Source organism: Gibbsiella dentisursi (genome assembly GCF_039539505.1).
Taxonomy (GTDB): Bacteria; Pseudomonadota; Gammaproteobacteria; order Enterobacterales; family Enterobacteriaceae; genus Gibbsiella; species Gibbsiella quercinecans.
This window is the reverse complement of sequence record NZ_BAABDG010000002.1, coordinates 639,184-661,771: the sequence shown is the minus strand read 5'-3', so window position 1 is coordinate 661,771 and position 22,588 is coordinate 639,184. Positions and strand designations below refer to the sequence as shown.

The 22,588-nt window shown below is 56.8% G+C and carries 17 protein-coding genes and 1 pseudogene; 8 read left to right on the top strand and 10 right to left on the bottom strand.

From position 1 onward, the window contains the following. The first annotated feature begins 104 nt into the window (after window positions 1-104). Both ABFX35_RS03475 and sanA read left to right on the top strand, forming a co-directional pair. The gene (locus ABFX35_RS03475) at window positions 105-1,802 is read left to right on the top strand and encodes an NAD-dependent malic enzyme (RefSeq protein WP_279029604.1); all 1,698 of its coding nucleotides are present in this window, start codon (window positions 105-107) and stop codon (window positions 1,800-1,802) included. 159 nt (window positions 1,803-1,961) lie between these two features. Beyond that, on the top strand, window positions 1,962-2,708 hold the full coding sequence (gene sanA / locus ABFX35_RS03470) for an outer membrane permeability protein SanA (protein ID WP_279029606.1): 747 nt from the start codon (window positions 1,962-1,964) through the stop codon (window positions 2,706-2,708). A gap of 383 nt (window positions 2,709-3,091) precedes the next feature. On the opposite strand, the gene mglC is transcribed toward sanA, so the two are convergent. The 4 genes from mglC to ABFX35_RS03450 all read right to left on the bottom strand — a co-directional run bounded on the left by mglC (window position 3,092) and on the right by ABFX35_RS03450 (window position 8,441). Next, entirely contained in the window at window positions 3,092-4,102 is a 1,011-nt protein-coding gene (mglC, locus tag ABFX35_RS03465) for a galactose/methyl galactoside ABC transporter permease MglC (RefSeq protein WP_346079167.1), read from the bottom strand. Between the two features lie 11 nt (window positions 4,103-4,113). Further along, the gene (mglA, locus tag ABFX35_RS03460; protein WP_279026917.1) at window positions 4,114-5,622 is read right to left on the bottom strand and encodes a galactose/methyl galactoside ABC transporter ATP-binding protein MglA; all 1,509 of its coding nucleotides are present in this window, start codon (window positions 5,620-5,622) and stop codon (window positions 4,114-4,116) included. Window positions 5,623-5,957: 335 nt separating this feature from the next. Beyond that, complete coding sequence (gene mglB, locus ABFX35_RS03455) at window positions 5,958-6,950, bottom strand: galactose/glucose ABC transporter substrate-binding protein MglB (protein ID WP_095845251.1); 993 nt, start codon at window positions 6,948-6,950, stop codon at window positions 5,958-5,960. Window positions 6,951-7,547: 597 nt separating this feature from the next. Next, window positions 7,548-8,441 (bottom strand): helix-turn-helix transcriptional regulator, encoded by an 894-nt coding sequence (locus ABFX35_RS03450; protein ID WP_279026915.1) that lies wholly within the window; start codon window positions 8,439-8,441, stop codon window positions 7,548-7,550. Between the two features lie 245 nt (window positions 8,442-8,686). Between ABFX35_RS03450 and ABFX35_RS03445 the strand changes: the two genes are divergently transcribed. Both ABFX35_RS03445 and ABFX35_RS03440 read left to right on the top strand, forming a co-directional pair. Then, on the top strand, window positions 8,687-10,489 hold the full coding sequence (locus ABFX35_RS03445; protein ID WP_121555785.1) for an ABC transporter ATP-binding protein: 1,803 nt from the start codon (window positions 8,687-8,689) through the stop codon (window positions 10,487-10,489). After that, the gene (locus ABFX35_RS03440; protein ID WP_346079164.1) at window positions 10,489-12,255 is read left to right on the top strand and encodes an ABC transporter ATP-binding protein; all 1,767 of its coding nucleotides are present in this window, start codon (window positions 10,489-10,491) and stop codon (window positions 12,253-12,255) included. The genes ABFX35_RS03445 and ABFX35_RS03440 overlap by 1 nt, the downstream gene beginning before the upstream one ends. 86 nt (window positions 12,256-12,341) lie before the next feature. Here the strand turns inward: ABFX35_RS03440 and yeiB are convergent, their stop codons facing one another. From yeiB to ABFX35_RS03425, 3 genes are all read right to left on the bottom strand, one after another. Continuing rightward, window positions 12,342-13,538, bottom strand: a complete 1,197-nt coding sequence (gene yeiB / locus ABFX35_RS03435) for a DUF418 domain-containing protein YeiB (RefSeq protein WP_346079163.1) — start codon at window positions 13,536-13,538, stop codon at window positions 12,342-12,344. A gap of 341 nt (window positions 13,539-13,879) precedes the next feature. Beyond that, entirely contained in the window at window positions 13,880-14,542 is a 663-nt protein-coding gene (gene folE / locus ABFX35_RS03430) for a GTP cyclohydrolase I FolE (RefSeq protein WP_095845259.1), read from the bottom strand. Window positions 14,543-15,002: 460 nt separating this feature from the next. Next, window positions 15,003-16,160 (bottom strand): YbfB/YjiJ family MFS transporter, encoded by a 1,158-nt coding sequence (locus ABFX35_RS03425; RefSeq protein WP_346079161.1) that lies wholly within the window; start codon window positions 16,158-16,160, stop codon window positions 15,003-15,005. Window positions 16,161-16,269: 109 nt separating this feature from the next. Between ABFX35_RS03425 and ptrR the strand changes: the two genes are divergently transcribed. The 4 genes from ptrR (at window position 16,270) to ABFX35_RS03405 (ending at window position 20,297) form a co-directional block, all read left to right on the top strand. Next, window positions 16,270-17,178 (top strand): putrescine utilization regulator PtrR, encoded by a 909-nt coding sequence (gene ptrR / locus ABFX35_RS03420; RefSeq protein ID WP_095845260.1) that lies wholly within the window; start codon window positions 16,270-16,272, stop codon window positions 17,176-17,178. A gap of 86 nt (window positions 17,179-17,264) precedes the next feature. Further along, window positions 17,265-18,389 carry an S-(hydroxymethyl)glutathione dehydrogenase/class III alcohol dehydrogenase gene (locus tag ABFX35_RS03415; RefSeq protein WP_121525219.1) on the top strand — a complete coding sequence of 375 codons (1,125 nt, stop codon included), beginning with the start codon at window positions 17,265-17,267 and terminating at the stop codon, window positions 18,387-18,389. 15 nt (window positions 18,390-18,404) lie between these two features. Continuing rightward, window positions 18,405-19,247 carry an S-formylglutathione hydrolase gene (fghA, locus tag ABFX35_RS03410; protein WP_121555781.1) on the top strand — a complete coding sequence of 281 codons (843 nt, stop codon included), beginning with the start codon at window positions 18,405-18,407 and terminating at the stop codon, window positions 19,245-19,247. A gap of 150 nt (window positions 19,248-19,397) precedes the next feature. Then, complete coding sequence (locus ABFX35_RS03405; protein WP_121525221.1) at window positions 19,398-20,297, top strand: SDR family oxidoreductase; 900 nt, start codon at window positions 19,398-19,400, stop codon at window positions 20,295-20,297. A 187-nt stretch (window positions 20,298-20,484) separates the two neighbouring features. On the opposite strand, the pseudogene ABFX35_RS03400 reads toward ABFX35_RS03405, so the two are convergent. From ABFX35_RS03400 to gsiC, 3 genes and pseudogenes are all read right to left on the bottom strand, one after another. Next, window positions 20,485-20,613: pseudogene (locus ABFX35_RS03400) on the bottom strand (glutathione ABC transporter permease GsiD); the annotation flags it as partial. A gap of 100 nt (window positions 20,614-20,713) precedes the next feature. Continuing rightward, window positions 20,714-21,619, bottom strand: coding sequence for a glutathione ABC transporter permease GsiD (gene gsiD, locus ABFX35_RS03395; protein ID WP_095845264.1), 906 nt, complete (start codon window positions 21,617-21,619; stop codon window positions 20,714-20,716). A gap of 9 nt (window positions 21,620-21,628) precedes the next feature. Beyond that, window positions 21,629-22,549 carry a glutathione ABC transporter permease GsiC gene (gsiC, locus tag ABFX35_RS03390; protein WP_095845265.1) on the bottom strand — a complete coding sequence of 307 codons (921 nt, stop codon included), beginning with the start codon at window positions 22,547-22,549 and terminating at the stop codon, window positions 21,629-21,631. Window positions 22,550-22,588 lie beyond the last annotated feature (39 nt).

Genomic DNA, 22,588 nt, shown 5'->3' with positions numbered 1-22,588 from the left:
GCAGCAAGCGAACGAATACCCAGGCCGTGGCGGCACCGAGCGCACCTGCGGCTTGAATGATGAAAGGGTATAAACGTTATCTGATACGCTAAAGAGTGAAATCCATGGAACTTGAATACGAAAGTAAACGCCCGCTTTATATCCCCTATGCCGGCCCTATCCTGCTGGAATTTCCACTGTTGAACAAAGGCAGCGCCTTTACCGAAGAAGAACGCAGCAATTTCAATCTGCACGGCCTGCTGCCGGAAGCGGTAGAAACCATTGAAGAACAGGTGGAACGCGCCTACCGCCAGTATCTGGACTTCAAAAACGATAACGACAAGCACATTTATCTGCGCAATATTCAGGACACCAACGAAACCCTGTTCTATCGTTTGTTGGACGCCCACCTGAGCGAGATGATGCCGATCATTTACACGCCGACGGTTGGCGAAGCCTGTGAACACTTTTCCGATATTTATCGCCGCGCGCGCGGGCTGTTCATCTCTTACCCGAACCGCGATCGCATCGACGACATGCTGCAAAACGCCACCAAGCAAAACGTGAAGGTGATTGTGGTCACCGACGGTGAGCGCATCCTCGGCCTGGGCGACCAGGGCATCGGCGGCATGGGCATTCCTATCGGTAAACTTTCGCTCTACACCGCCTGTGGCGGCATCAGCCCGGCCTATACCTTGCCGGTAGTGCTGGACGTCGGCACCAACAATCCGCAGCGCCTGAACGATCCGCTGTACATGGGCTGGCGCCATCCGCGCATCTCCGGCGACGAATACTACGAATTCGTCGAAGCGTTTATCCAGGCGGTAAAACGCCGCTGGCCGAACGTGCTGCTGCAGTTCGAAGACTTTGCCCAAAAGAATGCCACGCCGCTGCTTAACCGTTACCGCGACGAAATCTGCTGCTTCAACGATGACATCCAGGGCACCGCCTCTGTGGCCATCGGCAGTCTGATCGCCGCCAGCCACGCGGCCGGCTGCCAGTTGCGCGATCAAACCGTGGCCTTCCTCGGCGCCGGTTCCGCCGGCTGCGGGATTGCCGAACAGATTGTCGCCCAGATGAAATCCGAGGGGCTGAGCGAAGAAGAAGCGCGCGCTCGGGTATTCATGGTGGATCGCTTCGGCCTGCTCACCGATAAGCTGCCCAACCTGCTCGAATTCCAGAGCAAGCTGGTGCAAAAAAGCGAAGCGCTGGCGAGCTGGGGGCTGGAAAACGATGCGATTTCGTTGCTGGACGTGGTGCGCAACGCCAAACCGACCATTCTGATCGGCGTTTCCGGCCAACCCGGCTTGTTCACGGAAGAAGTCATCCGCGAGATGCATAAACATTGCCCGCGCCCGATCGTCATGCCGCTGTCCAACCCGACTTCCCGCGTAGAAGCTCGCCCGGAAGACATCATCAACTGGACGGATGGTGCCGCGCTGGTGGCCACCGGCAGCCCGTTCGCCCCGGTGATGTACAAAGGCAAACAGTACCCGATCGCCCAGTGCAACAACTCTTATATCTTCCCGGGCATCGGCCTTGGGGTGCTGGCTTCCGGCGCCAACCGCGTGACCGACGCCATGCTGATGGCCGCCAGCCGCACGCTGGCCGAATGCTCGCCGCTCGCCAACGATGGCGAGGGCCCGCTGCTGCCGAACATTGACGACATTCAGGGCGTATCGAAATGCATCGCCATGGAAGTGGGCAAAGCAGCGCAGTTGCAAGGCGTGGCGGTGGTGACATCGGAAGATGCGCTGTCAAAAGCGATTGAGCACAATTTCTGGAGCCCGCAGTACCGCAACTACAAACGCACGTCGTTCTAACCCTACATCTATTGCCCCCCATCATGGGGGGCAATAGCGTATAGCCTGCTGAAAAATGTGGCGCCGCACGCGTTCCTTATGGTGCATCGCTTGCGCCAGCTAGTCAGGTAAAGTAGCCTTGCTCTATTCTGTCAGCATCTATGTGCGTAAGGCCCGGAAATGTGGAAACGCCTGATAATTAGCCTGTTCATCATCATTGCGGTGTTGGTGCTGTCTGTTATCGCGCTCGATCGCTGGATCAGTTGGAAGACCGCCCCCTACGTTTACGACGAGCTGCAAGAGTTGCCGCATCGGCAGGTTGGCGTGGTGCTTGGCACGGCCAAGTATTACCGCACCGGCGTGATTAATCAGTATTATCGCTACCGTATTCAGGGCGCGCTCAACGCCTACAACAGCGGCAAAGTGAAATACCTGCTGCTAAGCGGCGATAACGCCCAGTCAAGCTACAACGAACCGATGACCATGCGCCGCGATCTGATCGCCGCCGGCGTGGCGCCCAGCGACATCGTGCTGGACTATGCCGGTTTTCGCACGCTCGATTCCATTGTGCGCACCCGCAAAGTTTTTGATGCCAACGATTTTATTATCATCACCCAGCGTTTCCACTGCGAACGCGCGCTGTTTATTGCGTTGCATATGGGCATTCAGGCGCAGTGCTATGCGGTGCCCTCGCCAAAAGACATGATGACGGTGCGGGTGCGCGAGATTTTCGCCCGCCTTGGCGCATTGAACGATTTATATATTCTGAAGCGCGAGCCGCGTTTCCTCGGCCCGATGATCCCGATATCTTCCATGCACAACGTGCCCGAAGACGCCCAAGGCTACCCGGCCGTGTCGCCGGAGCAGATGGTGGAGCAGGGAAATAAACTCGCGGCGGAAAAGCAAAAGGCGCTGAAGAAATCCTGATACCCAAGCCCTCTCCCACGGGGAGAGGGAGCATACCGAGCCACCAAGATCATGTCGGTTCTGCCCTCACCCCAACCCTCTCCCAAAGGGAGAGGGAGCATACCGTGCCACCAAGATCACTGTCGGTTCGGCCCTCACCCCAGCCCTCTCCCACGGGGAGAGGGAGCATACCGTGCCACCAAGATCACGTCGGTTCTGCTCTCACCCCAGCCCTCTCCCACGGGGAGGGGGAGCATACCGTGCCGCTAAGATCACTGTCGGTTCGGCCCTCACCCCAGCCCTCTCCCATGGGGAGAGAGAGCAACATCCCACAGCCGAGCGCTATATCTAACATGATGCTCGGGCGGTCCCCTCTCCCTGTGGGAGAGGGATAGGGTGAGGGACTATTTCTTCTTGGCGTACTTCAGCGAATCCAACGCCACCGCAAAGATAATAATGCTGCCCTTGATGATGTACTGCCAATACGGGTTGATACCAATGTAGGTCAGGCCGTAGTTAATCACGGTAAAAATAATTACCCCGGTCACCACCCCCAGCACGGTCCCCACCCCGCCGGCAAACGACACCCCGCCTACCACGCAGGCGGCGATGGCATCCAGTTCATACATAAAGCCCAGGTTATTGGTGGCGCTGCCGATACGGCCGGCCTCCAACAGGCCGCCAAAGGCATAAAACACGCCCGACAGCGCATAAATCATGATCAAATTCAGCGGCACATTCACACCGGAGACTTTCGCCGCTTCGGGGTTACCGCCAATCGCAAAGATATTTTTGCCGAAGCGCGTTTTATTCCACAGCACCCAGACAAAAATAGTCGCAATCGCCGCGTAAAACGTAATGTAGGAAAGCTTGAAATCGCCAAAGCGAATAAACCCCTGGGCGAAGGTTGAGAACTTCTGATCAAACCCCGCCACCGGCGAAGCGCCGACAAAATCGTAATACAGCGAGTTAACCCCATACACGATAATCATCGTGCCCAGCGTGGTGATAAACGGCGTAACGTTAAGATAGGCAATCACCAAGCCGTTAATCAGGCCGATAACCGCGCCGACGGCGCAAACCAGCAGGATCACCAGCGGAATAGACCAGGTTTCCATGTGCGGGAACACTTTGTTGACGTTATCCATCGACTGTAACAGCGTGGCCGCCACCACCGCCGCCAACCCCACCTGGCGCCCGGCGGAAAGGTCCGTGCCCTGGGTCACGATAAGCCCCGCCACCCCCAGCGCGATAATAATACGCACCGAAGACTGCGTAAGAATATTACTCAGGTTCATTAAGCTTAAGAAAGTTGGGTCCTGGATAATAATAATCGCCAGCAGCACCAGCAATACCACATAAATGCCACCTTCTTTAAAATAGGTGAACAGCGTTTTTTTATTCAGCACATTCATAATTACGATCCTTAAAGGTGCAGGGATGCCAAACGTAAGATTTCATTTTGCGAGGTTTGTCTGGTATTAACGATGCCCGCAACCTGGCCGTTACTCATCACGAGTATTCTGTCGGTAATGCCCAAAAGCTCCGGCATTTCGGACGAGATGATAATGATCCCCTTGCCCTTTTTCGCCAAATCAGCCATCAGCTGATAAATTTCGAATTTAGCCCCCACATCAACTCCGCGCGTCGGCTCATCCAGCATCAGGATTTCCGGCTGCGTTAATAACCAGCGCCCAAGGATCACTTTTTGCTGGTTGCCGCCGGAGAGTGAACCCATCGTCGTCTGGTGCCCCGGTGTTTTTACCCGCATGGCGTCAATCACCCATTGGGTGTCGCTTTTCATGCGCACGTTATCCAACAGGCCAATTTTATTTTTATAATTACGAATATTGGATATCAGCGAATTAAAACCGATATCCAGATAGGCATAGATCCCGGTGGAACGCCGCTCTTCGGTCACCAGAGCAAAGCCGCGGTTAATCGCCTCGTTTGCACTGTTGTTATTAATCGCCTTGCCGTGCAGCTTAATGGTGCCCGCGACTTTTTCACGAATGCCGAACAGGGTTTCCACAATGTCGGTGCGCTTCGCCCCCACCAGCCCGGCGATCCCCAAAATCTCCCCTTTATGCAGATCAAAAGAGACGTCGCGGATCGAAGGCTGGCGCAGCGAGGTCAGGTTTTTCACTTCCAGAATAACCTCACCCGGCGTATTACTGCGATCGGGGAAGCGCTGGCTGAGCGAACGCCCAACCATCATGGCGATAATCTTGTCCATATCCAGCCCCGCCAGCGGCTGGGTCGTGATCCATTGGCCGTCACGTAAAATGGTGATCTCATCGCACAGTTGAAAGATTTCCTCCATCTTGTGGGAAATATAAACAATACCGCAGCCACGCGCTTTTAACTTGCGGATAATGGTGAACAGGTGGTTCACCTCTTTTTCGGTTAACGAAGAGGTGGGCTCGTCCATAATGACGATTTTTGCATCATAGGAAAACGCCTTGGCGATTTCGATCATCTGCATCTGTGAAACCGACAGCGTGCCAACCCTGGCGTGCGGATCAATATCGATATCCAGTTCGTCGAAGATTTCTTTGGTGTCTTTATACATTTTGTCCTGATCGACAAACATGCCCTTTGCCGGATAACGCCCCAGCCACATGTTGTCCATCACGCTGCGTTGCAACACCAGATTCAGTTCCTGATGCACCATGGAAACGCCATGCTCCAGCGCTTCTTTGGCACTTTTAAAATCAACTTCCTGCCCCTGGAAAATAATGCTGCCCGTATCTTTTTTATAAATGCCAAACAGGCATTTCAATAAGGTTGATTTACCGGCGCCATTTTCCCCCATCAGCGCGTGAATAGAGTGCGGGCGAACGCGTAAATTAACATTATCCAACGCTTTAACGCCGGGAAATGACTTATTGATACCCGTCATCTCCAGCAGAAATTCACGTGAGCTATCGGCCATAGTTACACCTGGCGGTTGTTATACTCGTCATACTTCAAGCTGCATGGCGTTGGCTGTGTTACCCGCCCAGTCACTGCCAGGCGTCTGGCGCCTGGGATGTGCCGCACCGCCGACAGCCTGCAACTCAAACGATTTAAAGTATATTTTGCGGGCTGGAACCCGGCCGCACGGGGGGGTGCCCCACCGCCGGCCAGGCGCATATCTCTATACCTTTCATACTTCAAGTTGCAGGTGTGTTGGCTTTCCTCGCTCCCCCCAGTCACTTACTTCAGTAAGCTCCTGGGGATTCGCTGCGTTGCCGCCTTCCTGCAACTCGAATTATTTTGGGTATCGATTTATTTCACAAACTGAGACAAGTTATCTTTATCAACACCAACGTAAGGAATACGCACCACTTTATTGTCGATGGTGTATTGGGTGCCTTCGGCGGCAGGTTTACCGGCGGCCAGGTTCTTCGCCAGCTCAAAGGTGGCGCGGGCCTGGTTCTCTGCATCGTTGAGCACGGTACCGGCCATTGCGCCGGATTTCACCATCGCCAACGCCTCCGGCAGCGCATCCACGCCGAATACCGGGATGCTGGCCTTATTGTGCGCCTTCAGCGCTTCAACCGCCCCCATCGCCATCGCGTCGTTGTTGGCGATCACCACCTCGATCTTGTTCGCATTCGGGCCAGACAGCCAGGCATCCATTTTGTCTTTCGCCTGTGCGGTATCCCACATGGCGGTATCCAACTGCAGTTGCTGGGTTTTGAACCCCTGCTCATTGAGGGTTTTCACCACGTAGGTGGTGCGCGCTTCTGCATCAGGGTGGCCCGGTTCGCCCTTAAGCAGCACAAACTGAATCTGGCCGTCTTTGTTCAGATCCCAGGCGGGGTTGGCTTTCCAGTGTTTGGCGATCAATTGGCCCTGGATCACGCCGGATTCTTTGGAATCTGTCCCGACGTAATAAGCTTTGTCATAGCTGTCCAGTGCCTTGCGGGAGGGTTCTTTGTTGTAAAACACGATCGGTACATCGTTGGCCCGCGCTTTGTCGATCACCACGGGGGCGGCGGCCGGATCGACCAGGTTGATCGCCAGCGCTTTAACGCCCTTAGCGATCAGCACGTCGATCTGATCGTTCTGTTTCGACTGATCGTTTTGCGAATCATTCATCAGCAATGTCACGTCCGGCGCGGCTTTCGCATCCCGCTCAATCGCCTTACGCACCACGGACATAAAGTTGTCGTCATATTTATAGATGGTCACGCCAATACGGGTATCAGCATGTGCGGCAGCCCCGAACATCATGCAGGCGGCTAATGCGGCCAGGGTAAACGCCTTTTTATTCATTGTCTGTCTCCGGGTTGTGTAGGGTCTTGCTCGGTATAAGGCCAGTTGCCACCGGCAGCGTGGCGCCAGCGGAGTCTGGCAAGAAAAAATTAAGGTGCCGCTATCCTGGCTGCATGTTATGCCTGAAAGATGTTGACGATCTGTGAAATTTCTCACAGATTGGAAACGGTTACATTACGCGAAATGTTCAGGGAGTGACCGGTGCCACACTCTTGCGGCATGCAACTTTTGGCGCCGGAGAAAATGCACAGTTCAAGAAAGCAGAGGAGCGCAGGACAAAGCCCGGCAGAATTTCAGCGGCAGGTTGGTAATGACGAAGTGCAGCAAAAACCCGCCGCCTGCGGGCAGTCATTAATGTAATTATTTTGTTAACGGCACGACAACCACTGCGCAGTACCACGGCGGAAAAGTGATAGCGTTTTCTTTTCCGGGTTGGCAAGTCTAATAACAGAGTTTATTTGATGGTAAAGCCACGTATTCTCTCTCGGTTTATTTCTCCCTTTATCAGAGAAATCCGGACGCGTTGAACGGGATATCAACAGCAAAAAATAATGGACTCACCATCAATAAATAGTATGGCCTCAAAGAACCGGAACGTCACCAGTAAAGGCTATGGATCTGTTTCGGCAGAACACCGAACTGTTTACGAAAGGCGGAACTGAAATGTGATGGATTGCTATAGCCGAGCATCGTTGCGGTTTCTGTTACGCTATAGCGCTGTAATAAATCACGCGCTCGCTCCATTCGTTTACGCTGAAATAACGCATAGGGAGACGTGCCAAATAGTTGCTTGAACCCACGTTTAATCTTCAGTTGGTTAATGCCAACCTCATGCGCCAGTTGCTTAATCGTTGGAGGTTTACTCAGATCGTTGAGCAACAGTTCACGCGCCAGCCATAACCGCCGACGCTCCCGATAGCTGATATCTTCTTGATGCGGGATGGTGGAGCGGATAGACATCAAATTCCAGGCCAGGAACTCAAGCGCTGCGGAATGCGCCAGCAATAGCGGAACAGGGTCACTCTTCATCAGGCAACTGAGTTGTTCGCCGACATCCATGATCCGCTGACCGCTGGCGTAACAAAGCAGACCGTCTTCTCCCCATTGAGGCTCGCTGCCGCCATCAGAATCCGCCCCCGTCAGTTCCATGAGCAACAACGGGGAAACTCTCAGCTCAATATTTTGCCAGTCAGCGCTGCATTCCAATTGGAAGCGGCCATCAGGAATGAACGTGGACAATGCCCTGCCACGCGCCAATTTCAAACACCGATCGCTGCAGGAAACCCGCGTCTGGCCGCTTATCTGACAGTTAAAATGAATACGGGCACGCTCACCCACGCCTTCGCTCACGGCTGACAGCGCCTGAATGGAACGGGACGTCGCGAGGGATAACTCCATACCGGGCCGTATTTTCAACGTTTTCACGTTCATACCCGCCGGACAGAGAAAACCAGGAGAAGTCAATAACGCTGCTGATTTCAGACTTTGCATACCACTCCCAGTACGTTTCATTGAGCCCATGCGCTAGCAATATGTAATAAGATTTAACTCAAAGTATGCTATTGCAAGAAATTCTCACTTTCAATAAAAACCGCCGCTCTCTCGCCTAATGCCCATACCGCACAAATTTATCCTTATTCGGGGGATAACCGAACCGAATCGGGTAGCCCGGAAGCCAGCGCTATCGCCACTATAAAGGTCATCTCATTGTTCACACAAAATTAAGGATGCGCCTTATGATGCATCGAACCGCTTCTGGCCCAGCAGAGCTTACGCCCAAAGGTTTTTGGCAACTAATCACCTTATCCCCTTACTCGCTCGGCGGTGCAATCATTACCGCCATTGCGTCGGCTGCGCTGAGCGTCGCGCCATTCTGGTTTATTTACCTTATCATTGAGCAGCTTTTTTCTCCGCAACCAGATATGACGAGGGTCTGGCAGTTGATTGGCTGGGCGGTGGCGCTGCTGGCGTTACGCTGGGCATTTATGGCTATCAGCCATATTCTGGCTCATATCGGCGCCTTTAATATCCAGTATCAATTGAAAATCGGCATGGCAAAACGGCTGGGGGAAGTTCCGCTCTCTTTCTTTGCCCGGCGTGGGACGGGCAGCCTGCGCCGCGTGCTGAATGACGATGTCAATAGTCTCGAAGGCTTTTTTGCCCATATGCTGCCGGACGCGGCGGCAGCGGCGGCAATACCGATAGTTGCATTGATACTGTTGTTCTCCGTTAACTGGCTGCTGACGCTGGCCGCACTGATCCCGCTGCCGCTGGCGATGTTGGCTCAGTGGTGGATGATGCGGCGCTCACGCCAGCAGATTGCCGCATGGAACGATCTGCAAAAGCGTATCGCCAATCAGGTCGGCGAATATATCCGCGGGGTGCATGTCATCAAGAGCTTCGGCCTGAGCGCGCGCTCGTTTGGCGATCTGGCTGCCGCCATTCACGGCGCCGTCGCCTGGGTTCAGACCTACGCTAAAAACAGCACCGGCGGCTGGGTGTTGTTTACCACGCTGCTATCCGTCAACCTGATCAGTGTCGCGCCGCTTGGCACCTGGCTGTTGGCGCGCGGTGCGCTCGATCGTCCGACTTTCGTGATGTTTCTGCTGGTGGCGCCAGCGGTATTATCCCCGCTGTTGCGGCTGACGTTCGCGATGGGCGAACAAATGCAGCGCATCGCGGCGCTGGAACGGATCAACGGCATCCTCGCCATCCCCCCCTTGCCAGAGCTGGCTGACACACCAGTCCCCAACGGCGCACTCGATCTTGAATTTAGCCAAATATATCAGCGTTATGATTCGCAACTGGTGTTAAACGACGTCAGTTTTCAGGCCAGAGCGGGGCAATTGACCGCACTGGTCGGCGCCAGTGGTTCGGGAAAAAGCACGCTGGTTAAGCTGGTAGCGCGCCTTTACGAATTTGAGTCCGGCAGGCTGACCGTTGGTGGCGTGGATATCCGACAATGGCCGCTGGATGCCCTGCTGGCCCGTCTGGGCATCGTCTTTCAAGACGTATTTCTGCTGCACGGCACCGTGCGCGACAACCTGGCATTAGCCCGGCCAAGCGCCAGCGACGCGGAAATTGAGGCCGCGGCGCGAGCCGCCCAGGCGCATGATTTTATCTGCGCGTTGCCGCAGGGGTATGAAACGATCCTGGGCGAACGAGGCGCCAGTCTGTCTGGCGGCGAGCGCCAGCGCTTATCCATTGCCCGTGCGCTGCTGAAAGACGCGCCTATTCTGTTGCTTGATGAGGTCACGGCCAGTATCGACGCGGAAAATGAAATGCTGATCCAGCAGGCATTAAATCAATTATGCGCGGGCAGAACGGTATTAATGATCGCCCACCGTCTGGGCACCGTTATGCATGCCGACAATATTGTGGTGTTGGAAAAAGGCCGGGTAGCAGGCCTGGGAACCCATGACGCCCTGCTGGCGTCCTGCCCGGTATACCAACGATTGTGGAAAGATTATATCCAGGCAGAGGAGTGGTCGCTCGGTGAAACGACAATCCGCACGTCCACCGCTGGGGAGGAGAAATAATGATTCGTGAATTGGTACAATCCGGCTTCCGATTATCGGGAACCCGCGACGCGCGATTAATGCGCGGCCTGGTGTGGTGCGTGGCCGAGGGGTTCTTTTCCGCACTCTTTTATGTCGCGCTTTACGGCCTGCTGCACAACGTTTTCACGGGTGTCAATTCGCCAGCGCAATCTGTCGGCTATAGCCTGGCAATGCTTGCCAGCGTGGTGCTGCGCATCGGGGCCGGCTATTGTGGCATGCCGCTTATCTTCAGCGGCGCCTACGCCATGATGGGCGAAGCGCGGCTACATATCGCCGACCATCTGGGCCAGTTGCCGATGGGGTGGTTTAACCGTCAACGCGGCGGCGATCTGGCCGCGCGGCTGACTTCAGATCTCGAATTGATCGAACACCTCTGGTCGCATTTTTTAGGGGTATTCGTCTCTGGCCTGGCGATGCCGATATTTCTCATGCTGTTTCTGTTGTGGGTAAACTGGCATTTGGCGTTATTAACCTGTGCCGGCATTCCGCTAGCGCTGCTGATGCTGAGCTTGAGCCAGCGCATGGCGGCCCGCCCCGGTGAGCGGATGATCGCCTCCGGCGTAGCGGCGCAATCCGCCCTACTGGAATACGTACAGGGCATTGCGGTCATCCGTAGCTTCGGGCGCTTTGGTCAAGCCTGGCAACGCCTGGAATCGATTTTGACCGAACATCATGACGCAACGCTCGCCGTTGAATCCAAACCCGCGCCCTGGCTGGCCGGCTACGGATTTATGCTGGAAATGGGATATATCAGTCTGGTGCTGGCCGGCGTCTGGTGGCTCTCCGATGGCACTTTGTCCCCGGACGATCTGGTCCTGTTCCTGATACTGGCTTTGCCGGTATATCGGCAGCTCTTTGATGTCGGGCTATCGACGCTGATGCTGCGCTTCGCGCGGCGATCGCTTATGCGCATAGAGTCCCTACTGAAGGAAAAAGCGATGCCGGAACCGGTTTCTCCGTTGCCGCCTAAGGGTGAGGACATCGTTTTCGAACACGTCAGCTTCGCTTATGACCATCTGAACGGTACGCCTCAAACGCCGCTGACACTTAATGATATCTCCTGCACGATCCCCGCCAACGCTTTTACCGCTATCGTCGGCCCAAGCGGAGCCGGTAAAAGCACGCTGGTTCAGCTTATCGCCCGGTTGTGGGACGTACGGCACGGACAGATCCGTCTCGGCAGTATCGATCTGCGCGATATCGGCACCGAACAGCTTCATCAACATGTAGCAATGGTTTTTCAGGATGTTGTTCTTTTTGCTGGTTCGGTACTGGATAATCTGCGTATCGGCAAGCCGAACGCCAGCCGTGAAGAAGCGATCGCCGCGGCGAAACACGCCCAGGCGCACCGCTTTATCGAAGCGTTACCGCAAGGCTACGACACCCTGCTGGAAGAAGGTGGTGGTTCACTATCCGGCGGGGAGCGCCAACGAATTTCTATTGCCAGAGCACTGCTGAAAAATGCGCCTATACTGTTACTGGACGAAGCCACCGCCAGCGTCGATCCTTCCGCAGAGGCTGAAATCCAGCGCGCCATGACTGAACTGGCGCACGGGCGCACCATTATTGTCATTGCCCATCGTTTGAAAAATATTCGTCATGCCGATCTGATTCTGGTGCTTAAAAACGGTCGCTTGGTCGAACAAGGCAAACATCAGGATTTGCTGGCGCAGGATGGCCTCTATGCACGCCTGTGGCAACACCAACAGCAAGCGCAAGGCTGGAAATTGAGCACATCGGCATAACCGTTGCTGGCCGAATGGGAATTGTTGCCCTTACCGATTTCACTTGTGCCATCGTTCATAATATTACTCGCATAGCAACCGGCCCACTATCCATGGGTAGGATCAGACGGCTTTTGCCCCGGCTCGCCAGCGGCCAGCGCCGTGAGCCGGCGCCACAGCCACTCCATCGGCCCCTGGCGAAAATAGCGCAGCCAAAGGTGAGAAACCAGCAGGTTAATCAGCCACACCAGTGGCACAAAGGCCAGCAGTTGCAGACGATCAAAACGGTCATAAAGCCCGAAGCGGTAGAACAGCGTGGTGCAGATAAGCGTCTGCAGCAGATAATTACTCAACGCCATGCGCCCCACCTGCGCCAACCAGCGGCTGATGCGCAGGCGCGCCAACGATGGCCAGAACCCGTAACACAGAGCCAGATACCCCATCGCCTGCAGCGGCGCGCCCAGCTCACGCGGCACCTGCAGCAAGAAGCTGCTCCAGCGGTAATCCCATGCCAGGTGCCAATGCAGGGCCACCGCAGGGATCTGAATCACCAGTGAAAGCGGTATTAACCATGCCGCCTGGCGCCGATAATATGCCAGCGAGTAGGCGCCCCGCAGCCAGCCGCTGCGCATCAGGCCGGCGCCAAACAGCATCAGGCCCGCTAATTCCCAGCCGTACTGGGCGCCGATCGCCAACAGGCTGGAAGACAGCAAATCCACCCGATTGCGCCAGGCTTCCATCCCACCCTGCAGTTTCCAGAATTTCTCATACTGCAGGTGGGCGGTATCCGGTAGCCAGAAGTTGCCCGGCCCGCTTTGCGAAATCAGCCCTAGCAGCAGCAATACCGCCACGCCGATCAGGTACAGCACCACCCCGGTTTTCAGCAGCGTGAAGGTATCTTTCGCCTCACGGATCATCCGCCAGCACACCAGGCCAATCAGCCCGTAGGCCAGCAAAATATCGCCGTCCCACAGAAAAATCGCGTGCCCCAGCCCGAACAGCACCAGCCAGGACAAACGCGCACGTATCCAGCGCTTGCCGCGCGCCAGCAACATCTGCAAGCCGGCGCCGAACAGCAGGGCAAACATGGCCAGAAATTTAGCCTGGGCAAACACGTCCAACAGCGCCCAGACCCAGGTATCACGCAGCGAAGGTAACCCCAGATAAGCGGGGTTGAGATAAGCCGCCTTCGGCAGACCAAAGGCGCTGATGTTCAGCAGCAAAATGCCAAGGATGGCGATGCCGCGCACACAGTCGAGCGTTGCAATACGCGGCAACGGCGCCGTGGTGGTGTGACTCGTCATATTGCCGTTGTCTTCCCGTTAGCAAACAGGCGCCCGCAGGCGCCTGTTATTGGTGTTGATGTTCTGGCCCTTGGCCCTCACCCTAACCCTCTCCCACAGGGAGAGGGAACCGACCGTGCCAATATCCAAAACCTTCCCCTCTCCCTTGGGAAGAGGAAGCCGACCGTGCCAATATCCAAAACCTTCCCCTCACCCTTGGGGAGAGGGAACCGGCCGGGCCAATATCCAAAACTTTCCCCTCACCCTTTGGGAGAGGGAACCGGCCGGGCCAATCTTTATCCGATGCCAAACCCTGCGCCCCCTCTCCCTTGGGGAGAGGGCCGGGGTGAGGTGCCAGGCGATCAACCGTGGTGGCGCACCGCGCGCAGGAACTCCTGGCGGGTATTCTGGCTGGATTTGAATAGCCCCCCCAACGAGGTGGTGGTGGTCGCGCTGTTTGCATCGCGGATGCCGCGTGCTTTCACGCAATAATGCACGGCATCAATCGATACCGCCACATTGTTGGTGCCAAGCAGCGTTTGCAGCGCCACCAAAATCTGTTGGGTCAGGCGTTCCTGAACCTGTGGGCGTTGCGCAAAGAATTGCACGATACGGTTAATCTTCGACAGGCCGATAACCGCATCTTTCGGGATATAAGCCACGGTGGCTTTACCGTCAATGGTCACAAAGTGGTGTTCACAGGTGCTGGTCAGCGTGATGTCACGCACCGTCACCATCTCATCCACTTTCATTTTATTTTCGATCACCGTGATTTTCGGGAAATTGGCGTAATCCAGGCCAGAGAAAATCTCATCAACGTACATTTTGGCAATGCGATGTGGGGTTTCCGCCAAACTATCGTCAGATAGATCGAGATTAAGCAATTGCATGATTTCCGTCATGTGCTCTTTAATACGACGTTTACGCGTTTCACCATCCAACATCTCCCCGCGTAATGGGGTTTCCAGCCCACGCGCTTCCAACGCAGCGTGAACCTGGACAGCTTCGTTACTTAATGTAGTCATGTATATCTCTCCAGCGGGCCGCCCCCGCAGCCCCAGCAGCCTGGCCGGTATTTATTCACTGAAGCCATTGATAACGCAAATATACCGCTGGGCATACCACGGTTATTTTGCGCGGTTCAGAGTAAAAACACCGACGACGATCACGCTGGATTGGCGGGGTCTTAATTCTTCATCTTTGCTGGGGTTTCATTGCCAATAGCGTGAACCCGGTCAAGATTTTGCCTCCACTGTAGATGAGAGTGAAGCGTTTAGCCAGTGATAGTGTTTCATCCACAGGTGAAATATTTACATATTAAGCCGCTATACTCGTCATCTTTCAATTTGCAGGTGCGTTGGCTTTCCTCGCTCACCCCAGTCACTTACTCCAGTAAGCTCCTGGGGATTCGCTGCGTTGCCGCCTTCCTGCAACTCGAATTATTTAGAGTATATATTCCCTCTATTTTATAAGGCTAAACCCCACTTATTCCGTTTCCATTTTGCCGGCCAAAGCCCGTGCTGGGGTATTCACCACCAGCAGCCCGGCCGCCACTAATCCCACCATCGCCACGTACAGCGCCGGCTCCAGCCGATGGGTCAGGCTGGTCGACAGCGCCGAAAGCAGCGGCCCCACCAATTGCCCCACCGCGTAGCCGGTGGTCAGCAAACCGGCCATATAGCGCGCATGGTTCGGCGCCAGTTCACGGCCATGCTGCAAAGCGAGTTGCACCACGGAAAGAAAACCCCCGCCGGTAAACAGTGCGCCCAGCGCCAGGCCCGCAACGCCCGGTATCACTTCCGCGCACAGTATGCCGAGCGCCTGTACCCACAGCGTGATCGCCAGCCGGCTTTGGCTGGTGAGCAGGTGGCGCGTCAGAATACCGATCACAATGCCCAGCACCGAAGCCGCACCGAACACCGGCCAGACAAACTGCGCAAACAGGCTGTCGGGAAAGCGCGCCGCGGCCATCTGCGATAAAAACGTCGCCGGCAAGATATAGCCGAACCCCGCCAGGCTGTAGCTCCAAACCAGACGTTTTAGCGCCGGGGTCAAAACCAGCGGCGTCTGCACGCTATTTGGCCGGTGCAGCTCCCCACTGCGCGGCAGATAAAGGCTGATAACGCCGACCAGCAGCAACGCCACCGCGCCGTATAACAGCCAGGCCTGCGCGGCATCCAGCCGCAGGCTGTTAACCCCCACCGCCAGCATGCCGCTGATAAATATCCCGGCCCCCGGCCCGGCAAACACCGCTGCGCTCAGCGCCGGGCGGCCATAGTGCGCAAGCCGCTCATTGGTCCAGGCGGCCACCATCACCATCGCCCAGCCGCTGGCCCAGCCAACCGCCAGCCGTATCGCCGCATGCCACCACACCCCGTGCGCCAGAGCAGAAAGCAGCGTTAACGCCACCGCGCCCCACAGCCCAAGCCACAGGCGCAGCTCTACCCGGCGGCTGGCGCGCATCGCATCATAAGCGCCGCACAGGTAACCCAGGTAATTCAGCGCCGCAATGATCCCGGCGCCGGTCAACGTGAACTGGTGTTCGGTAATCATCAACGGCACTTGCGGGGTGAAGGCAAAACGGCCGATCCCCATCGCGACCACCAAGGCAATAAATCCACTTAGTGCAATTTTTAACGCCATAGCCAATATCTCGTTATCGCAAAAAAAGAAGTTGCCAGTATCATGCAGCAACATTACACTCACGAAAAATGAATAATAGTTAAAAAGTTAATCACGAAAAGAGAAAGTCATGGATCTTACCCAACTGCGTATGTTCTGCCATGTGGCGGAAACCGGCTCCGTCAGCCGCGCCGCTGAGCTTTTGCACCGCGTGCCGTCAAACCTGACCACCCGCCTGCGCCAGCTTGAGCAAGAGCTGGGGGCCGATCTGTTCATCCGTGAAAAACAGCGCCTGCGCCTGTCGCCGACCGGCCACAACTTTCTCTGCTACGCCCAGCGCATCCTGGCGCTGAGCGAAGAGGCAATGAATATGGCCCACTCCGGCGAACCGGCCGGCAACTTTGCCCTTGGCTCGATGGAAAGTACCGCCGCCACGCGCTTGCCCAGCCTGCTGGCGGCCTATCACCAGCGCTTCCCGCAGGTGTCGCTTTCGCTCACTACCGGCACCTCCGGCGAAATCACGGAACAGGTGCGCACCGGCACACTGGCGGCGGCGCTGGTCGACGGCCCGCACCAGCATGACGAACTTAACGGCTGCGTCGCCTTCAGCGAACATTTAGTGGTGATCTCCAGTTTGGATCACCCGCCAATCCACAGTGCGCAAGACGCCACTGGCGAAACGCTGTTTGCCTTCCGCTCCAGCTGTTCCTACCGGCTGAGGCTGGAATCCTGGTTCAGGCAGGATGGCGCGCTGCCGGGGCCGATCATGGAAATCCAGTCCTACCACGCCATGCTGGCCTGCGTTGCCAGCGGCGCCGGGCTGGCGATGATCCCCCACTCCGTGCTCAGCCTGCTGCCCGGCCATGAACGGGTTTTGGTACATACCCTGCCGGCGGAAATTGCCGAAACGGCAACCTGGCTGCTGTGGCGCCGCGATGCATTCGGCCCAAGCGTGCGCGAATTAAAACAGCTGATTATCGAACAGAACGAAACCGTGCCGGGCGGTACGGACGACATTGAACAACCCGAACCGGCCTGAGTAACAAGGCCGGCAATACGCAGGGCGTCAGCACGCTGAGCCCATTCACCTGCAAGTACCACGTTTATACCCACGAGGAGAGTATAATGGAGATGATCAAAACCCGCGCTGCGGTGGCCTGGGGCCCCAACCAGCCGCTGAAGATCGAAGAAGTCGAGCTGATGCCGCCGCAAAAAGGCGAAGTGCTGGTGCGGATCGTCGCCAGCGGCGTATGCCACACCGATGCCTACACCCTTTCCGGCAAAGATCCCGAAGGCGTGTTCCCGGCGATCCTCGGCCATGAAGGCGGCGGCGTCGTTGAAGCCGTCGGTGAAGGGGTAACCAGCGTCGCCGTCGGCGATCACGTGATCCCGCTCTACACCCCAGAATGCGGCGAGTGTAAATTCTGTAAATCCGGTAAAACCAACCTGTGCCAGGCCATCCGCGCAACCCAGGGCAAAGGCCTGATGCCGGACGGCACCACCCGCTTCTTCAAGGACGGCCAGCCGATTTTCCACTATATGGGCACCTCCACCTTCTCGGAATACACCGTCGTGCCGGAAATCTCGCTGGCGAAAATCAGCAAAGAAGCCCCACTGGAAGAAGTGTGCCTGCTGGGCTGCGGCGTCACCACCGGGATGGGCGCCGTGCTGAATACCGCCAAAGTGAAGGCCGGCGATAGCGTGGCGATCTTCGGTTTGGGCGGTATCGGCCTTTCCGCCATTATCGGCGCGCAAATGGCCGGCGCGGGCCGCATTATCGGTATTGATATCAATACCAGTAAGTTCGATCTGGCGCGCAAACTGGGCGCCACCGATCTGATCAATCCGAAAGACTACGACAAACCGATCCAGGAAGTGATTGTCGAACTGACCGACGGCGGCGTTGATTTCTCTTTTGAGTGCATCGGCAACGTCAATGTGATGCGTTCCGCGTTGGAATGCTGCCACAAAGGCTGGGGCGAATCGGTGATTATCGGCGTCGCCGGCGCCGGGGAAGAGATCGCCACCCGCCCATTCCAATTGGTGACTGGCCGGGTGTGGCGCGGTTCTGCCTTCGGCGGTGTGAAGGGCCGCTCACAGTTGCCGGGCATCGTGCAGCGCTATCTGGATGGCGAATTCGCCCTCAACGACTTCATTACCCACACCATGGGGCTGGAGCAGATAAACGAAGCGTTCGATTTGATGCATGAAGGCAAATCGATCCGCTCTGTCATCCATTTCGGCAACTGATTAGGGGGCAGACAGATGAGTGCGTCACCTGAGCTTCTCGAAGAGCACCGTATGTTCGGCGGCTGGCAGCAACGCTATCGCCATGCGGCGCAGAGCCTGAATTGCACCATGACTTTCAGCATCTATCTGCCACCGCCGCGCGATGAAAACCCGCCGCCGGTGCTGTACTGGCTGTCGGGGCTGACCTGCAACGATGAGAACTTTACGCTGAAAGCGGGCGCCCAGCGCATCGCCGCCGAATTGGGCATCATCCTGGTGATGCCCGATACCAGCCCGCGCGGCGACGATGTGCCTAACGATGCCGGCTACGATCTGGGCCAGGGCGCCGGGTTTTACCTGAACGCCACCCAGGCGCCGTGGAACCAGCATTATCGCATGTATGATTACCTCAGCAGCGAACTGCCGGCGTTGATCGGCCAGCATTTCAGCATCGCCGATCGTCAGTCGATTTTTGGTCATTCGATGGGCGGCCACGGCGCGCTGATGTTGGCGCTGCGTAACCCACAGCGCTACCGTTCGGTTTCTGCCTTTGCCCCTATCGTCAACCCCTGCCAGGTGCCCTGGGGGCGTAAAGCCTTCGCCGCCTATTTGGGCGATGACGAAACCCAGTGGCTGCAGTACGACAGTTGCCACCTGTTGGCTAACGGCCAGGAAAAGCTGCCGGTGCTGGTGGATCAGGGCGATAGCGATCAGTTCCTGGCCGATCAGCTACAGCCGGCCAAGCTGGCTGAAATTGCGCGCCAGCACGACTGGCCGCTGACGCTGCGTATCCAGCCCGGTTACGATCACAGCTACTTTTTTATCGCCAGCTTTATCGAAGATCACCTGCGTTTTCACGCCGAACACCTGTTCCGCTAATCCCTCCGGGCGCCGTTGACGGCGCCCTTTTTCACAGTTTTTAATGCTAACAAAAACGGTTTAATACCAGATTAAAAACTGGAAAACTCGCTGTGGTTAACTAACCTTAACTCTTGAACGCCATTAATTGAGCAAAAAGGAGTGGTCGCTATGGCACATCATGATCAGTACACCTTTCAGAATCCACTCACCCAGTACAAACACGACGCTTACCCGAAACAATACCAGCCCGCCCCCGGTATTTCCGCCGACATGCAGCCAAAGCCGGATTGCGGCGAGCACACCTATCGCGGCACGGGCCGCCTGAAGGGGCGCAAAGCGTTGGTGACCGGTGCGGATTCCGGCATCGGCCGGGCGGCGGCGATTGCCTATGCCCGCGAAGGCGCGGACGTGGCGCTGTCTTATCTGCCCGCAGAGCAAAAAGACGCTGAAGAGGTGGCGAAACTGGTGGAAGCCGCAGGCCAGAAGGCGGTGCTGCTACCAGGTGACATCAGTGAAGAACATTTTTGCCAACGGCTGGTGGAGCAGGCGCAGCAGCAATTGGGTGGCCTGGATATCCTGGCGTTGGTGGCCGGCAAGCAGGTAGCGGTGGAAAACATCGCCGATCTCAGCAGCGAGCAGTTCCGCAAAACCTTCGAAACCAATGTGTTCGCGCTGTTTTGGATCAGCAAATTCGCGCTGCCGCATCTGCCGGCCGGCGCCAGCATTATTACCACGTCATCCATTCAGGCTTACCAGCCAAGCGGCTTCCTGCTGGATTACGCCGCCACCAAAAGCGCGATCATTGCCTACAGCCGAGCTCTGGCGCAGCAGGTGGCGGAAAAAGGCATTCGGGTTAACGTGGTTGCGCCAGGGCCGGTATGGACGCCGCTGCAGATTTGCGGCGGGCAGTTGGCCGACAATATTCCGGGCTTCGGCAGCGACACGCCGCTCAAACGCGCCGGCCAACCCGCAGAGCTGGGGCCGCTGTATGTGTTCCTGGCTTCGCAGGAGTCAAGCTATATCAGCGCAGAAGTGTTCGGCGTCACCGGCGGCAAGCCGCTGTCTTAATTCCCCCCCTCACCCCAACCCTCTCCCGCAGGGAGAGGGAGCAGATAGTGCCCATATTTGATATATAGCGACTAAAACTCGCTATTTCTCATTCGCCACCCATAGGAAAACACCCCGACCAGCCATCGACGGCGGGCGGTTCCCTCTCCCTGTGGGAGAGGGCAAGGGTGAGGGGCTGCTACCCCTTCAGCTTTGGATCCAGCGCCACGTGCGGCGCCATCACCATATCAGCACGGGCGTCGTTAAGCATCGCCCCCCATTCCGGCGTTAGCGGCTGGGCCCCCAGGCCAAGAAACGACAGGCTGGCCGCGGCGATTCAAGAGAGAACACATCGAACTGATAGGAAAACACCCCCACCTGCCATCAACGGCGGGCGGTTCCCTCTCCCTGTGGGAGAGGGCTAGGGTGAGGGGCTGCTACCCCTTCAGCTTCGGATCCAGCGCATCACGCAGCCCATCGCCCAACAGATTAAACGCCAGCACGGTAAAAAATATCGCCAGGCAAGGGAAAAGCGCCACGTGCGGCGCCATCACCATATCAGCACGGGCGTCGTTAAGCATCGCCCCCCATTCCGGCGTTGGCGGCTGGGCGCCCAAGCCAAGAAACGACAGGCTGGCAGCGGCGATAATCGAAGTACCGATCCGCATGGTGAAATACACCACAACCGAAGAAATGGTGCCCGGCAGAATATGCCGCAAGATGATGGTCGAATCCGCCGCGCCAATGCTGCGCGCCGATTCAATATAGGTTTGATGCTTCAACACCAGCGTATTGCCGCGCACCAGGCGCGCAAACGCCGGGATGCTGAAAATCGCCACGGCCACCACCACGTTGGCCATACCGCTGCCCATGATCGCCACCACGCCGATGGCCAACAGAATACCCGGGAACGCGAACAGCACATCGCTAACCCGCATCACAATACGATCCCACCAGCCTTCATAGTAACCAGCCAGCAGCCCCAGCATGGTGCCGATGGCGCCGCCAGCCAGTACGGAAAATACGCCGGCCAGCAGGGAAATACGCGTGCCCATCAGGATACGGCTGAAAATATCGCGCCCCAGAGAATCCACCCCCAGCCAGTGCACCAGCGAAGGCCCCTGATTCAGGCGATCGTAATCAAAGTAGTTTTCCGCGTCGTACGGCGCCAGATACGGAGCAAACACCGCCACCAACAGCAGCAACAAGACAAAAACGCCGGCGACCATCGCCACGTGCTGGCGGCGAAAGCGGCGCCAAAACTCGTGCCACGGCGTGCGCACTGCGTTCGGGTCGATCTGTGGCATCGCCTTGAGTGCGGCGTTTCTGCGCCAATTGATCATGCAGCGCCCCTATTTATAGCGAATGGATGGGTTAATCGCTGCATACAGCATATCCACCAACAGGTTAATCAAAATAAATTCCAGCGAAAACAACAGCACTTCCGCCTGAATCACCGGGTAGTCACGCATTTCCACCGAATCCACCAGCAAACGCCCCAACCCCGGCCAGTTAAACACTTTTTCCACCACGATCGAGCCGCCCAGCAGGAAACCGAACTGCAGCCCCATCATGGTCACTACCGGGATCATGGCGTTGCGCAGCCCATGCTTAAGCAGCACCCGGGTTTCACGCACGCCTTTGGCCCGCGCGGTGCGCATGTAGTCTTCCTGCATCACATCAATGAACGAAGCGCGGGTAAAGCGCGCCATCACCGCCGCCACCGCGGCCCCCAGGGTAATGGAAGGCAGAATATAGTGCTGCCAGGTATCTGCCCCCACCGTCGGCAGCCAGCCCAAATTAACCGAGAAGATCTGCATCAACAGCATCCCCAGCGCAAACGCCGGGAAGGAAATGCCGGATACCGCCAGCGTCATGCCGATACGGTCCGGCCAGCGGTTGCGCCATACGGCGGAGGCAATGCCGATCGCCATCCCGAAGATCACGGCCCACACCATGCTGGTTACCGTCAGCCACAGGGTGGGCATAAAACGCGTGGCGATCTCTTCACTCACCGGGCGCCGGGAAACAATAGAGGTGCCGAAATCGCCCTGCAATACGTTGGCAAAATAGTGGATAAACTGCATCGGCAAAGGCTTGTCCAACCCCAGCTCCTGGCGCACCAGGTTGATAACGGCCTCATCGGCCTCTGGCCCGGCCGCCAGGCGCGCCGGATCGCCCGGCAGCAGGTGGACGAACAGAAACACCAGCACCGCCACGATAAGTAGCGTTGGGATAAGCCCGAGCAGGCGTTTAAGAAAATAATTAAGCATAGTCTCCCTCACCCCAGCCCTCTCCCAACGGGAGAGGGT